This is a genomic window from Sphingobium sp. JAI105, from assembly GCF_015752145.1.
GTDB classification, from domain to species: Bacteria; Pseudomonadota; Alphaproteobacteria; order Sphingomonadales; family Sphingomonadaceae; genus Sphingobium; species Sphingobium xenophagum.
Map to the genome: position 1 here is coordinate 2737490 of NZ_JADOUC010000001.1, position 13014 is coordinate 2750503.

At 64.5% G+C, this 13014-nt stretch carries 17 protein-coding genes; 14 read left to right on the forward strand and 3 right to left on the reverse strand.

What is annotated here, in order from left to right; all coding sequences use genetic code 11:
* Positions 1-51: 51 nt before the first annotated feature.
* From IWY39_RS13135 to IWY39_RS13170, 8 genes are all read left to right on the forward strand, one after another.
* Positions 52-723, forward strand: a complete 672-nt coding sequence (locus IWY39_RS13135) for a queuosine precursor transporter (RefSeq protein ID WP_017183826.1) — start codon at positions 52-54, stop codon at positions 721-723.
* A 220-nt stretch (positions 724-943) separates the two neighbouring features.
* On the forward strand, positions 944-1861 hold the full coding sequence (gene argB / locus IWY39_RS13140; RefSeq protein ID WP_019053099.1) for an acetylglutamate kinase: 918 nt from the start codon (positions 944-946) through the stop codon (positions 1859-1861).
* A gap of 34 nt (positions 1862-1895) precedes the next feature.
* On the forward strand, positions 1896-2450 hold the full coding sequence (locus IWY39_RS13145) for a DUF1993 domain-containing protein (RefSeq protein ID WP_107123370.1): 555 nt from the start codon (positions 1896-1898) through the stop codon (positions 2448-2450).
* A 191-nt stretch (positions 2451-2641) separates the two neighbouring features.
* Positions 2642-2932: a YggT family protein gene (locus IWY39_RS13150; protein ID WP_017183829.1), complete on the forward strand. Its 291-nt coding sequence runs from the start codon at positions 2642-2644 to the stop codon at positions 2930-2932.
* On the forward strand, positions 2929-3246 hold the full coding sequence (locus IWY39_RS13155; protein WP_107123369.1) for a DUF167 domain-containing protein: 318 nt from the start codon (positions 2929-2931) through the stop codon (positions 3244-3246). The genes IWY39_RS13150 and IWY39_RS13155 overlap by 4 nt, the downstream gene beginning before the upstream one ends.
* Positions 3243-4136, forward strand: coding sequence for a bifunctional methylenetetrahydrofolate dehydrogenase/methenyltetrahydrofolate cyclohydrolase FolD (gene folD, locus IWY39_RS13160; protein WP_017183831.1), 894 nt, complete (start codon positions 3243-3245; stop codon positions 4134-4136). Before IWY39_RS13155 ends, folD begins: the two co-directional genes overlap by 4 nt.
* Complete coding sequence (locus IWY39_RS13165; protein ID WP_107123368.1) at positions 4133-4807, forward strand: hypothetical protein; 675 nt, start codon at positions 4133-4135, stop codon at positions 4805-4807. The genes folD and IWY39_RS13165 overlap by 4 nt, the downstream gene beginning before the upstream one ends.
* Positions 4804-5424: a MarC family protein gene (locus IWY39_RS13170; protein WP_017183833.1), complete on the forward strand. Its 621-nt coding sequence runs from the start codon at positions 4804-4806 to the stop codon at positions 5422-5424. The genes IWY39_RS13165 and IWY39_RS13170 overlap by 4 nt, the downstream gene beginning before the upstream one ends.
* 136 nt (positions 5425-5560) lie before the next feature.
* On the opposite strand, the gene IWY39_RS13175 is transcribed toward IWY39_RS13170, so the two are convergent.
* Positions 5561-6241: an OmpA family protein gene (locus tag IWY39_RS13175; protein WP_017183834.1), complete on the reverse strand. Its 681-nt coding sequence runs from the start codon at positions 6239-6241 to the stop codon at positions 5561-5563.
* Between the two features lie 165 nt (positions 6242-6406).
* Here IWY39_RS13175 and IWY39_RS13180 point away from each other — a divergent pair, with 165 nt between their 5' ends.
* Both IWY39_RS13180 and IWY39_RS13185 read left to right on the forward strand, forming a co-directional pair.
* Complete coding sequence (locus tag IWY39_RS13180; RefSeq protein ID WP_107123367.1) at positions 6407-7741, forward strand: hemolysin family protein; 1335 nt, start codon at positions 6407-6409, stop codon at positions 7739-7741.
* Positions 7742-7807: 66 nt separating this feature from the next.
* Complete coding sequence (locus IWY39_RS13185) at positions 7808-8221, forward strand: nuclear transport factor 2 family protein (protein WP_107123366.1); 414 nt, start codon at positions 7808-7810, stop codon at positions 8219-8221.
* Between the two features lie 7 nt (positions 8222-8228).
* On the opposite strand, the gene IWY39_RS13190 is transcribed toward IWY39_RS13185, so the two are convergent.
* Together IWY39_RS13190 and IWY39_RS13195 are read right to left on the reverse strand one after the other, a co-directional pair.
* A complete protein-coding gene (locus tag IWY39_RS13190; protein ID WP_107123365.1) occupies positions 8229-8810 on the reverse strand; it encodes a GNAT family N-acetyltransferase in 582 nt (193 codons plus the stop codon).
* A gap of 33 nt (positions 8811-8843) precedes the next feature.
* On the reverse strand, positions 8844-9464 hold the full coding sequence (locus tag IWY39_RS13195; RefSeq protein WP_019053092.1) for a c-type cytochrome: 621 nt from the start codon (positions 9462-9464) through the stop codon (positions 8844-8846).
* A 185-nt stretch (positions 9465-9649) separates the two neighbouring features.
* Between IWY39_RS13195 and IWY39_RS13200 the strand changes: the two genes are divergently transcribed.
* From IWY39_RS13200 to IWY39_RS13215, 4 genes are all read left to right on the forward strand, one after another.
* On the forward strand, positions 9650-10540 hold the full coding sequence (locus IWY39_RS13200; RefSeq protein WP_107123364.1) for a prephenate dehydratase: 891 nt from the start codon (positions 9650-9652) through the stop codon (positions 10538-10540).
* Positions 10541-10754: 214 nt separating this feature from the next.
* The gene (locus IWY39_RS13205) at positions 10755-11486 is read left to right on the forward strand and encodes a sterol desaturase family protein (protein WP_107123363.1); all 732 of its coding nucleotides are present in this window, start codon (positions 10755-10757) and stop codon (positions 11484-11486) included.
* Entirely contained in the window at positions 11483-11920 is a 438-nt protein-coding gene (locus IWY39_RS13210; protein WP_107123362.1) for a DUF2141 domain-containing protein, read from the forward strand. The genes IWY39_RS13205 and IWY39_RS13210 overlap by 4 nt, the downstream gene beginning before the upstream one ends.
* A gap of 72 nt (positions 11921-11992) precedes the next feature.
* Positions 11993-12835 (forward strand): MipA/OmpV family protein, encoded by an 843-nt coding sequence (locus IWY39_RS13215; protein ID WP_107123361.1) that lies wholly within the window; start codon positions 11993-11995, stop codon positions 12833-12835.
* The last annotated feature ends 179 nt before the right edge of the window (positions 12836-13014 follow it).

Sequence of the window (13014 nt, forward strand, 5' to 3'; positions counted from 1 at the left end):
GCCCGCACTGCCCACCTTCCCCTGCCGCGTAATCTTGGCTAAGCCCCGGCGATGACATCTTCTCCCGCGCCGCTCAGCCGATCGCTCTTTGGCTTTTCGATCTTTTATGGCGGCATGGTCTGCATTGCGGGCGTGCTGGGCAACAAGCAGGTGACGCTGGGGCCGGTGTCGGCGATCGGGCCAGCATTGGGGCTGGGTCCGCTGGCGGTGGAGGCAGGCATCTTCGCCTTCCTGCTGCTGGTGACGATTTCCAGCGCAGTGGCCGAACTTCACGGTCGCGCGGTGGCCAACCGGCTGGTGCAGATCGGCTTCCTGCCGCTGATCGCCTCTATCCTGCTGTCGGTCCTGGTCCTGGCGGCTCCCGCTGCGGGAGATATGGACCCGGCCCGCGCCCAAGCCTTTGCCATGATGATGGGCGGCACGCCGCGCATCTGGGCGGGCGGCATCATCGCCTATGGCGTGTCGCAGACATTGAACGTGACCCTGTTCGCGATGCTCAAGGGGCGGGAGGGTGGCCGCCTGCTGTGGCTGCGCGCGGCGGTGGCGAGCATCCTGTCGCAGATCGCCGACACGCTGCTGTTCGTGACGATCGCCTTTTACGGCGTCTTTCCGATCGGCGAGCTGCTGCTGGGCCAGATGCTGGCCAAGGTCGTGCTGTCCGCATTGCTGGTGCCGCCGGTCATTTATCTGCTGGTCGCGCTGGGGCGGCGGCTGGACCGCTGAGGGCGGCGGCAGTCGACCCCGGCAATGTGCGACAGTAAGCCGAACATATGCACGATAATGGCAAAAATGGATTAGTTAGCTAACTAATCGAATTGTAAACGCGGTGTTGCGCGGCTTTGGGGGTCTGGCTTCGATAGCTTTGACGGCGTCGAATGATGCCGGTTGGCGTGTGAGGCGGGCGGGCGCGCGTCGCTTCTTGCTCCTCGCCCGCTTTGCCCCTATGCGCCCGCGCATGACCAGTTCGCATGATCCCGTCCCGGCGCTGCTCGCCAAGGCTGAAACCCTCGTCGAGGCGCTGCCCTATATGCAGCGCTATGCGGGCAAGACCTTCGTCGTGAAATATGGCGGCCATGCGATGGGCGACCCGGAAGCGGCGCGCGATTTTGCCGAGGATGTCGTGCTGATGAAGGCGGTCGGCATCAATGTCGTCGTCGTCCATGGCGGGGGGCCGCAGATCGGCGCGATGCTCAAGAAGCTGGGCGTCGAATCGGAATTTATCGGCGGGCTGCGCGTGACGGACGCGGAAACCGCCAAGATCGCCGAAATGGTGCTGGCCGGTTCCATCAACAAGGAAATCGTCGGCTGGATCGCGGGCGCTGGTGGCCGGGCGGTCGGCATTTCCGGCAAGGATGGCGGGCTGGTCGTCTGCGAAAAGGTGCTGGGCAAGCGCGAGGCGGACCCCAATTCGGGGATCGAGCGCAATGTCGATCTGGGCTTTGTCGGCGATCCTGTGAAGGTCGACCGGCGTATCCTGGATACGCTGACGCAGGACGGCATCATTCCGGTCGTCGCGCCGGTTGGCATCGGCGCGGATGGCCATACATACAATGTCAACGCCGACACGATGGCGGGCGCGATCGCTGCGGAACTGGGCGCGTCGCGCTTCTTCCTGCTGACCGATGTGGCGGGCGTGCTGGACAAGAACAAGAATCTGCTGACCGATCTTGATCCCGCCGCGATCGAGGTGCTGCAACAGGATGGCACGATCAGCGGCGGCATGATCCCGAAGCTGGAAACCTGCGTCAAGGCGGTCGAGGGCGGGGTGGACGCCGCCGTTATCCTCGACGGGCGGGTGCCGCATGCCATGCTGCTGGAAATCTTCACCAAGCGCGGTGCGGGCACGCTGATCCGCAAATAAGCCGTCACCTGCACCCTGTCCGGAGAGCCGATCCATGTCGCTGACCAATCTTCTCGTCCCGACCTTTGTGCAGATGCTCAATCGTCTGTCCACCTGGCTGGAGAAGGCGGATGGTTCCACCGGCGATGCACTGCTGTCCGCGCGTCTGGCGCCCGACATGTTCCCCCTGTCGACGCAGATCCGCTTCGCCTGCGTGCAGGCGCAGGAAGCGATGTGTCGACTGAAGGGAGAGGATTTTCCGGATTCGCTGGGCGCGTTGCGCGATGAGGGGCGCAATGGGGCGGAGCATCCCGGTTCGATCGCGGATGCCAAGGGCCGGATCGCGCAAACCCTGGTCTTGCTGGAGGGGCTGGCCCCCGATGCGCTGGATGCCGCCGCTGGCACGATGATTGCCCATGCGCTGCCCAACGGGATGATTTTGGATCTGACCGCCGAGCAATATGCGCGCGACTGGGCGCTGCCCCAATTTTATTTTCACCTGATGACGGCCTATGCGATCCTGCGGGCCAATGGGGTGGACCTGGGCAAGGCGGACTATGTCGCGCACCTGTTCCCCACTATCCGGCCGGGAACGATGCCGACCGCCTGATCGGACCTTTCCCGGCGCGGCGAACGCCCGGTCAGCATCGCGCCGATGCGATCCTGCGCCGGTTCGGCCCGATACCCTATGTGCCTGTGATGCCCATGCCAGCCAGGAAAAAGCTTTCGGAAAGCGTGCGGCGATGCTTGTCCCCCGGCCATCGGACGGGGTAGAGAGAGGCAATATTTTTCGGAGACCTCATGGCCTACGCGCTTTATCAGATCATTGTCATCCTGCTCGACGTGCTGTGGTGGATCATCATCATTCAGGCCGTCATGAGCTGGCTGATCGCGTTCAACATCGTGAATATGGGCAGTGATTTCGTCCGGACCGTCATGACCGCGCTCGACCGGATGACCGCGCCCATCTACAATCCTATTCGCAAGGTCATGCCCGATCTGGGCGCTCTGGACCTTTCGCCAATGGTCGTGCTGCTGGCGATCCTGATCATCCGCCAGGCTGTGTTGCCGCCGCTGTTCGGCCTGGTGTGACGGTCTGGAGCCAGACGGGCGACGACCTGATCCTGGCCGTCCGGCTGACCCCCGGCGCATCGAAGGCCGCGATCGGCGGCATATGGACGGATGAAAAGGGCGCGCAATGGCTGTCCGCCCGCGTGACCGCCGTGCCGGAAAAAGGGCGGGCCAATGACGCGCTGGTCGCCCTGCTCAGCAAATGTCTCGACTGGCCCAAGGGGGCGATTTCGCTGGAATCGGGGGACAGCAACCGGCTAAAGCGGCTGCGTATCCGGGGCGGCGCACAGCCGCGCCTGATCGCCATCATGGAAGAACAGGTTGACGTGACATGACCATCGGCAAGATCATCGACGGCAAGGCTTTTGCGGCGGGGCTGCGCGACAAGGTGGCGGAGGGCGTGAGCGCTTTCGCCGCGCAGGCGGGGCGCAAGCCGGGCCTGGCCGTGGTGCTGGTGGGCGAAGACCCGGCCAGCGCGGTCTATGTGCGCAACAAGGGCAAGATGACGGTCGCCACCGGCATGGAAAGCTATGAGTTCAAGCGCCCGGCGAGCATCGGCGCGGACGATCTGCTCGACCTGATCGAGGAGCTGAACCATGACGAGCGGGTCGATGGCATATTGGTCCAGCTGCCGCTGCCCGATCATATCGACGAGAGCGCCGTTCTGGCCGCGATCGACCCGGCCAAGGATGTCGACGGGTTCCATGTCGTCAATGCCGGCAAGCTGGCGACGGGGCAGGAGGCGCTGGTCCCCTGCACGCCGCTGGGCTGCATCATGCTGCTGAAGGACGAACTGGGCGACCTGAGCGGCCTTGAAGCCGTCGTGGTGGGCCGGTCGAACATTGTCGGCAAGCCGATGGCGCAATTGCTGCTGGCGGAAAGCTGCACGGTGACGATCGCCCATAGCCGCACCCGCGACATTGCGAGCATCGTCCATCGCGCTGACATCGTCGTTGCCGCCGTGGGGCGGGCCGAAATGGTGAAGGGCGAATGGATCAAGCCCGGCGCGACGGTGATCGACGTGGGCATCAACCGGGTGGCCGATACCGAGGATGGCAAGAGCCGGATCGTGGGCGATGTCGCGACGGCGGAGGCGCTGGCCCATGTCCGCGCGATTACGCCGGTGCCGGGCGGCGTCGGCCCGATGACGATCGCGGTGCTGCTGCGCAATACGCTGGTCGCGGCCCATGCCCGCGCCGGGCTGGCGAAGCCCGACGGGCTGTGAGGGTGCGCCCGACGCTGCTGGCGCCGCTGCTGGTTTTGGGGGCGGCGGTGCTGGTCGCGGCGAAACCGCCGATGCGCTTTCAGCCCGATCCCAGTTCCGTGATCGCCGCCGAAATCGCCTTTAGCCGGCTGGCGCAGGAGAAGGGGCAATGGACCGCCTTTCGCGCCACCGCCGACGATGATGCAGTGATGTTCGTGCCGCAGCAGGTGTCGGCGAAGGCGTGGCTGAAGGGGCGGGCCGATCCGCCCGCGTCGGTCAAATGGTCGCCATCCGTCGTCTATGTCTCCTGCAACGGCAATCTGGCCGCCAGCACCGGCAACTGGACCCGGCCCGATGGCGCGGTCGGTTATTTCACGACCATCTGGCGGCGCGACAAGAAGGGCGTCTGGAAGTGGATCGCCGATCATGGCGATACGCTGGCCAAGGCGCGCGAGGTGCCGGAATTTCTGAGCGGCAAGGTGGCGACGTGCAAGCGGCCCGCGCGCGGCGAAGGCCCGCCGCAGGATGGCCCGCCAGCCGCAGGAAAGGACGCGCCGCTGCCCCCGCCCGACGAGAGCCTGCTCTGGTCGGCGCAGGTTGCGCCCGATGGCGGCCGCCGCGTCACGGTGCGGATGTGGAATGGCAGCGACTATGATATTGTGATCGATGACAGGGTAGGGGCGGCATCATGACCGAATTGTTCATTTCCGCCTTCGTCACCCTGTTCGTGGTGATCGACCCGCCCGGCTGCGCGCCCATCTATGCCAGCCTGACCGGCGGGGCGACGGTGGCGCAGCGCAAGGCGATGGCGATCCGGGCGGTCGGCATTGCCGCCGCGATCCTGCTGGTGTTCGCGCTGTGGGGCAAGCAATTGCTGGGCGTGCTGGGGATTGCGCTCGACAGTTTCCGTATCGCGGGCGGCATCATGCTGTTCATGATCGCGATGGACATGGTGTTCGAAAAGCGCACCCAGCGGCGCGAGGACCGGGCACAGAAGATCAGCGCCGAAGAGCGGCATGTCGAGGATGTGTCGGTATTCCCGATGGCGATGCCGATGATCGCCGGGCCGGGATCGATCGCTACCGTCATGCTGCTGATGTCGCGCGCCGATGGCATGGGAGAGCGGATGGTGGTGCTGGGTGCTGTCGTCGTGACGCTGATGCTGATGCTGGGCGCGTTGCTGGCGGCGGGGCCGCTGATGGCGCTGCTGGGCCACAGGATAGAGGCGGTGATCACTCGGCTGCTGGGCGTGCTGCTGGCCGCGCTGGCGGCGCAGTTCGTGATCGACGGGTTGAAGGCGAGTTTTTAATCCTCCCCGGCGCGGGGAGTTCAACAGAGTCACATGCCTCTGTTGAACAGGCGAAGCCTGACGGAGGGGGGCGCCTGATTGCACGCCCCCTCCACCACTTCGTGGTCCCCCTCCCCTTGCAGGGGAGGATAAGTTGTTAACCCCGCACGTCGGCTTCGGTGACGGGGGCGATCTTGATTTCGACGCGGCGGTTGGCGGCCTTGCCCTCTTCGGTCGCGTTGGACGCGATCGGCTGGGTTTCGCCATAGCCGCGCGTGCCGATGCGGGCGGACTGGACGCCGCGACCGATCAGATAATCGGCGACGGAGCGGGCGCGCCGTTCCGACAGGGTCTGGTTATAGGCGTCCGACCCGTCACTGTCGGTATGGCCGAGCACGTCGATATAGGTTTTGGGATATTGCGCCAGCACGCTCGCGACGTCGTTGAGCGTTGGCTGGAACTGGGGCTGCACATCGGCGCGGTCATAGCCGAAGGTGATGCCGGAGGGCATGCGCAGCAGCAGATTGTCGCCGTCGCGAATCACGTCGACGCCCGTGCCGGCGGTTTCTTCGCGCAGCTTGCGTTCCTGGGCATCCATATAGGCGCCCACGCCCGCGCCCGCGATGGCGCCAATGCCAGCGCCCAGAATCTTTTCGGTCCGGTCATTGCGCCCGCCGACCAGATCGCCCAGCAGATAGCCGCCCAGCGCGCCGCCGATGCCGCCGATCGCAGCCTTGGAAATGGTGCGCTGACCGGTGTTGGGATCGGTCGTGCAGGCGGTGGTGGCCAGCATCGCGGCCAGGCCTGCCGCGCCGATGATGCGGTGAGAAATCTTCATGATCCTGATCCCTTGTCTTTCTTGAATCTCGTTTTGGCGCCCGTATGAGCCGAATAACCCCAAAATCACCGAGCTATGTGTTTGTTCCACAAGCGAACTGAACGAGCGATGATGGGGATGTTGTGCAATTGAAAGAATAACGGTTATAGGAGGTCGCTGACCGCCATGGCCACGATCCCCCTTCCCAATCCGACGCCCTTTCCCTGGGCCGATCTTTTCATCATTCTCGCCCTGGTGGCGTTGAACGGTATTTTCGCGATGTCGGAGCTTGCCATCGTATCGGCGCGCAAGCCGCGCTTGCAGGGGCTGGAGAAGGCCGGGCGCAAGGGCGCGGCGACGGCATTGCGGCTGGCGAGCGATCCGGGCAAATTCCTGTCCACCGTGCAGATCGGCATCACCCTGATCGGCATTGTCGCGGGCGCCTATTCGGGCGCGAGCCTGGGCGGCCCGGTCGGCGAGCGGCTCTATGCGCTGGGCCAGAATCTGGGCATAGGCCTGTCGTCCAATGCAGCGGAAAATCTGGGCTTTGCGCTGGTCATCGGTTTTACCACCTATGCATCGCTGATCATTGGCGAATTGGTGCCCAAGCAATTTGCGCTGCGCGCGCCCGAACCGATTGCGGTGATCATGGCCGGGCCGATGCTGTGGCTGTCCAAGGCGACTGCGCCGGTCGTGTGGGTGCTCGACGGGTCGAGCGCGCTGATCTTCAAGCTGTTGCGGATGAACCGCGAATCGGAACAGCATGTGACCGCCGAGGAGTTGCATCTGATCGTCGCGGAGGCCAGCCGGTCGGGCGTGATCGAGGAAAGCGAACGGGCGATCATTTCAGGCGTGGTGCGGCTGGCCGACCGGCCGGTGCGCGAGGTGATGACGCAGCGCATGGATGTCGACTGGATCGACATTGCGGCGGATGACGCGACGATTCGCGCGCGATTGCTGGAAACGCCCCATACCCGGTTGCCGGTGGGGCGCGGATCGGTGGAGGATATTGTCGGCATCGTCCAGGCGCGCGACATCATGAGCGCGCTGTTCCGGGGCGAGACGCTGAATGTCGGGGCGCTGATGCGCAAGGCGGAGGTGGTGCCTGACCAGGTCGATGCGATGGACGCGCTGGAAGTGCTGCGCCGGTCGGACGTGCCGATGGTGATGGTCCATGACGAATATGGCCATTTCGAGGGGATCGTGACCCCGGCCGACCTGTTGTCGGCGATTGCGGGCCATTTCGCGTCCGATCGCGACGCCTATGACGAACCCGACGTGGTGGAACGGGAGGATGGCAGCCTGCTGGTATCCGGGCAGATGCCGATCGACCAGCTGGCCGAGCGGATCGGCATCCTGCTGTCGGAGGATCGCGATTATGCGACCGTGGCGGGCCATGCGCTGTGGCTGCTCAAGCGCCTGCCGGAAGTCGGCGATTTCGTCGACGATCAGGGTTTCCGTTTCGAGATTGTCGATATGGACGGGCGCAAGATCGACAAAGTGCTGGTCGCAGAGCGCTGAGGCGCGCGGGACAATCGGTTGCCGAAATACTAACATTCGTTATGATCTTCCCCAAAGGAGAGGATCATGCGATTTACCGAACAGGATTATCTGGCCTATGTCGCCGCGTTCAACGCGCGCGACTACAAGACGCTGGAGACGTTCTTTGCCGACGATTTCGCGTTGGAAAATGCGGGGTTCAAGGTCCAGGGAAAGGCGGCGTTCCGCGAATTCTATGCGTTTTTCCATGACTATATCCGCGAAACCGTGCTGTTCCGCGGCTTTTATCCGGGCCAGGACGGCTTCGTCGCCCATGTCGTCATCCGCTTTGAGGGGCTGAAGGATCTGACCCCGGCCGTGCTGGCGGAAAAGGGTTATCCAGGCATGACGCCGGTCAATCGTGGTGGCAGCGCAGATGTGGAGTTTCTGATCCTCTATCTGCTCGATGCGGACGGACTGATCCGCCACATCAAGGGCGCGGTCTGGGTGCCGCAGCGCTGAGCGACGATCAGTCCAGCCTTTTCACCCAGAATTGCATCGGGTGGTCGCTTTCGGCGGCGTCGCCCCTGTCCTTCCAGCCAAACTGGCCGATCAGCCCATCGACCGGCGCGAAGCCGCGCTTGTGCCAGAAGGGGTCGAGCGGACTGTAGCCGGCGGGGCGGGCAGGGTGATCGGCCGGGCGGATGACGGCGCAGAAGGCCGCGATGGAAAAGCCAAGGTCGCGTGCCCTGGCTTCGCGCCGGTCGAAAAAGGCGTGGCCGATGCCATGGCCGCGCCATTCGGGCAGCAGGACCGATTCGCCGAAATAATAGACATGGCCAATATCCATGCCGCGCGCCCGGAAGGGGGCGGCGAAGGCGGCGGCATGATCGGCCATCGGCGCGGCGGTGGCGGCGCCGACCAGCCTGTCGCCCTGATCGGTCCTGGCAAAGGCGCCGACGACCAGCGCGCCGGGGCTGTCGGCATAGGCGGCCAGATAATCGCGCTCATAGGCGCGGTCCCCGTCATAGAGATAGGGGAAGTCCCTGAACACCGCGATACGCAGGTCCGCCAACGAATCGAGCGCGGCAACCAGTGCCGCGCCCGTCAATTCGCATATGTCGACCGGCGTACCGATCGGGCTTTACTCGGCAGCGTTCGCTGCCGGAGCTTCGCTCGCATTGGCAGCGTTGCCCGCTTCGGCTTCGGCGGCGTTCGCGCCTTCGGCGGCCGGCGCAGCGTCGGCAGCTGGCAGCGGCAGGTTGGAACCCTGCGTGTTCATCCAGGCGATCAGGTTGGCGCGATCGACCGGATTGCCAAGGCCCGCAAAGGTCATCTTGGTGCCAGGCGCGAATTCACGCGGGCTCTTCAGCCAGTGATCGAGATTTTCGAAGGTCCAGCTGCCGCCCTTGCCGGACAGCGCCGCCGAGAAGGCGAAACCGGCCTTGCCCTTGCCGATTTCCTCGCCGACCGTCGCATACAGGTTGGGACCGATGCCGTTGGCGCCGCCCGACGTGATGGTGTGGCAGGCGGCGCACTTGGCAAACACCTTCTCGCCCGCTGCGACGTCCGCGCTGGCCAGCAGGGTGTTGAGGCCGGGGCCGGAAGCCGCGCCTTCGCCTTCAGCCTCGACGCCTTCGATCGCATAGCCCATCGGTTCGGGCCGTTCGTCATGGAAATATTTGGAACTGACGATCGCGCCGCCGAGCGCGATAATGCCAGCGAACAGCGCCCAGCCCGCTACGGTATTGAAACGATCGCCCATTTCGCTCGATTTCCCTTGCATTTCTGTTCGGGCGGCTGTCTTGGCGCCCCCTCTTGGCCGTTGCCATAATGGCGGACACGCGAACGTGCAACCCGGCTTGACACCACAAATGCGCAGGGGCGTGTCGCGCTTGCGCCGCCGACGCTTGCGCGGCCCCGCGCAACTGCCTAAGCGCGCAGCCATCCATGGAAAACTATCCCGCCCCCGCGCGCGCGATTGTCGCGCAACTGGCTGAAAAAGCCGCCGCCGACCCGACCCGCGCCGTTGCCTATCAGGGCGCGCCGGGGGCCAATTCGCATCTGGCGGCGCTTGGCTATGCGCCCGATTGCGTGCCTTTGCCCTGTTTCGCATTTGAGGATGCGATCGATGCCGTGCGCAACGGCCAGGCGGAACGGGCGATCATCCCGATCGAAAACAGCCTGCACGGGCGGGTGGCGGACATGCATTTCCTGCTGCCCGAATCGGGCCTGTCCATCGTGGACGAATATTTCCTGCGCGTGCGCCATTGCCTGATGGCGCCGGACAACAGCCCGGTCAAAAGCGCGATCAGCCATCCCCAGGCGCTGGGCCAATGCCGCCATTATCTGCGCGAACGGGGCATCCAGCCAGTGGCCTATGCCGATACGGCGGGCGCAGCAGCGCTGGTGGCGGAAACGCGCCTGCCGGGCGAAGGGGCGATCGCGCCCTATCTGGCGGCGGAGATTTACGGCCTGCGGCTGATTGCGGAGAATATCGAGGATAGCGACGACAATGTGACGCGCTTCCTGGTGCTGGCGCGCGCGCCGCGGATGCCGGTCGCCAATGTCGGGCCGGTCATGACGACTTTCCTGTTCGAGGTGAAGAATGTCCCCGCCGCGCTCTACAAGGCGATGGGCGGCTTTGCGACCAACGGCGTCAACATGACCAAGCTGGAAAGCTATCAACGCGGCGCGAGTTTCGCCGCGACGGAGTTTTTCTGCGATATTGAAGGCATGCCGGGCGACCCGGCGGTCGACCGGGCGCTGGCGGAACTGGAATTCCACACCAAATGGGTGCGGATGCTGGGCAGTTATCGGCAGGCGCGGCCACGGACTTAGGGGTGCGCAATCGATCATCCTCCCCTTGCAGGGGAGGTGTCGGGCCGCAGGCCAGACGGAGGGGTGTCGCCGTCTCGATAGGGTAACACCCCTCCGTCAGCACGTCGTGCTGCCACCTCCCCTGCAAGGGGAGGATGTCACAGTGGTGCGAAGAAAAAGGCGGGATTGCAGCTTTCGTTGGGATGCCGGGATTTGTTTGGGCTATAGGCGCTGGATGGTCGCAGCTATTCTCTGGTCCGCTTTGGCGATGAGCGCCATTGTCGGCGTTCGCTATCTGCTGGCGAGCGGTGGTTTTGCGCTGGCGACGCGGGTGCGGCAGCCGGGCCTGTATCGCGGGCTGGAGCGGCAGATGCGTCGGGAGATCGGCTGGTCGCTGCTGTCCGCGCTGATTTACGGCATCCCCGCCGGGATCGTCGCATGGGGATGGCAGGCGCGCGGATGGACGCGCATCTACACCGATGTCGCAGCCTTCCCGATCTGGTACATCCCCGTGTCGGTACTGCTTTACCTGGCCGCGCATGACACATGGTTTTACTGGACACATCGCTGGATGCACCGGCCCAAGCCCTTTCGCATCGCCCATGCGGTGCATCATGCCAGCCGCCCGCCGACGGCCTGGGCGGCGATGAGTTTTCACCCCTGGGAAGCGCTGACCGGGGCGGTGGTGATACCGGCGCTGGTGTTCATCATCCCGATCCATGTCGGCGCGCTGGCGGCGGTGCTGACGATCATGACGATCATGGGGGTCAGCAATCATATGGGGTGGGAGATGTTTCCGCGCTGGATGGTGCGCGGGCCGCTGGGCGGCTGGCTGATCACCGCCACCCATCATCAGCGGCATCATGACCTCTATGCCTGCAATTACGGCCTCTATTTCCGGGTCTGGGACCGATTGTGCGGCACGGACCGGGGGCTGGGCGATTTTACGGCAAAGGCGCGCGCGTGAAGGGGCGGGCCGGTGGGTTGATGTTGCTGGTTCCGCTGTTGCTGGGCGCGGCGCCGCTGGGGCAGCCGCAGCCGCTCATCATGGCGCTGGAGGGGCTGCGATCGACCAAGGGACAGATATTGGTGTGCGTGACGCGGGTGCCGCGCTATTTCCCCGATTGCAGCGACGATCCCGACAAGCGGCATTTTGCGGTAGCGGCCAGGGGCGGCGCGGTGACGATCGGCAATGTGACGCCGGGCGATTACGCCATCGCGATCGTCCATGACGAAAATGGCAATGGCAAGCTGGATACATTCGCTGGCATCCCGCGCGAGGGGGTCGGCTTTTCCCGCAATCCGGTGCTGCGCTTTGGCGCGCCCAGTTTCCGATCGGCCAGTTTTGCGGTCGCAGGCGCGCCGGTGGAACAGGACATCCGGGTCAAATATTTCCTGTAGGCATATCCGGCGGAACCTGTAACCGGCGTGAAACATTGTGTGGCCGACCGCCATTGGCTGAACAGGGGCCTTATGAACCAGCTTACCCGCATCCTCCTTCTCACCCTTCCTTTCATGGCCGCCGCGCCCGCGCTGGCGCAGGAGGCGGAGGATCACAGCAGCCTGACCATCGGCCTGGGCGTCGCTTCCGTTCCCAGCTATGAAGGGTCCGACGATTCCCGATTGATCGTTGGCCCGCAATTGCGCGGCAAGGTGAAGGATCATGCCTTCTTCACCCGTGGCCCCATGCTGTTTTTCGATGCCATTCCCAACCGGGATGATAGCGGCATCGACTTTCAGGCGGGACCGGCCGTGGGCGTCCGGCTGGACCGGACCAGCCGCAAGCAGATCAAGGACAGCGCGGTCGAAGCGCTGGGCAAGCGCGATACCGCAATCGAGGTCGGCGGCTATGTCGGCATTGGCAAGACCGGGATCATTACCAGCGCCTATGATAATCTGAGCGCGCGGGTCGCGGTGACCAAGGATGTCGCGGGCGCGCATGAAAGCTATATCGTCACCCCCGCGATCGAATATTTCACGCCGCTGTCGATCCGCAGCTTTGCGGGCATCGGCCTGTCGGCCGATTATGCCGGCAAGAAGTTTGGCCGCTATTATTTCGATGTCGATGCAGCGGGCGCGCTGGCAAGCGGCCTGCCGGTCTATACGCGCGGCGGCAGCGGTTCCGGGTTCCGGCGCGTCAACGCCAATCTGACGGGGGGCTATTCCCTGTCCGGCGACATCCGCAAGGGCTGGGTGATCGTCGGCGCGGTTGGCTATTCGCGGATGCTGGGCCGCTATGCCGATTCGCCCGTGGTGGCGATTGCCGGGTCGAAGAACCAGTTTCTCGCCGCGCTCGGGGTTGGCTATACTTTCTGAGAAGTTTTTTTTAAAAATGCGCGAAAGAGCGCATTTGTGCTGCCGCACCGGCCCGCTCCCCCACCCGGCCACCCATAGAATACTGGCGTAGGGCATCCGGGCAGGGGAGCGGGCGAGTTTGTTGCAGCGCGCGTATCTCCTGCCTTGCGGGGAGGGTGACGCTACCCATATTGCGGGCT

Coding starts and splice junctions, on each gene's coding strand:
- IWY39_RS13135 (WP_017183826.1), top strand. CDS start 52: ATGACATCTTCTCCCGCGCCGCTCAGCCGATCGCTCTTTGGCTTTTCG.
- argB (WP_019053099.1), top strand. CDS start 944: ATGCGCCCGCGCATGACCAGTTCGCATGATCCCGTCCCGGCGCTGCTC.
- IWY39_RS13145 (WP_107123370.1), top strand. CDS start 1,896: ATGTCGCTGACCAATCTTCTCGTCCCGACCTTTGTGCAGATGCTCAAT.
- IWY39_RS13150 (WP_017183829.1), top strand. CDS start 2,642: ATGGCCTACGCGCTTTATCAGATCATTGTCATCCTGCTCGACGTGCTG.
- folD (WP_017183831.1), top strand. CDS start 3,243: ATGACCATCGGCAAGATCATCGACGGCAAGGCTTTTGCGGCGGGGCTG.
- IWY39_RS13170 (WP_017183833.1), top strand. CDS start 4,804: ATGACCGAATTGTTCATTTCCGCCTTCGTCACCCTGTTCGTGGTGATC.
- IWY39_RS13175 (WP_017183834.1), bottom strand. CDS start 6,241: ATGAAGATTTCTCACCGCATCATCGGCGCGGCAGGCCTGGCCGCGATG.
- IWY39_RS13180 (WP_107123367.1), top strand. CDS start 6,407: ATGGCCACGATCCCCCTTCCCAATCCGACGCCCTTTCCCTGGGCCGAT.
- IWY39_RS13185 (WP_107123366.1), top strand. CDS start 7,808: ATGCGATTTACCGAACAGGATTATCTGGCCTATGTCGCCGCGTTCAAC.
- IWY39_RS13195 (WP_019053092.1), bottom strand. CDS start 9,464: ATGGGCGATCGTTTCAATACCGTAGCGGGCTGGGCGCTGTTCGCTGGC.
- IWY39_RS13200 (WP_107123364.1), top strand. CDS start 9,650: ATGGAAAACTATCCCGCCCCCGCGCGCGCGATTGTCGCGCAACTGGCT.
- IWY39_RS13205 (WP_107123363.1), top strand. CDS start 10,755: ATGGTCGCAGCTATTCTCTGGTCCGCTTTGGCGATGAGCGCCATTGTC.
- IWY39_RS13215 (WP_107123361.1), top strand. CDS start 11,993: ATGAACCAGCTTACCCGCATCCTCCTTCTCACCCTTCCTTTCATGGCC.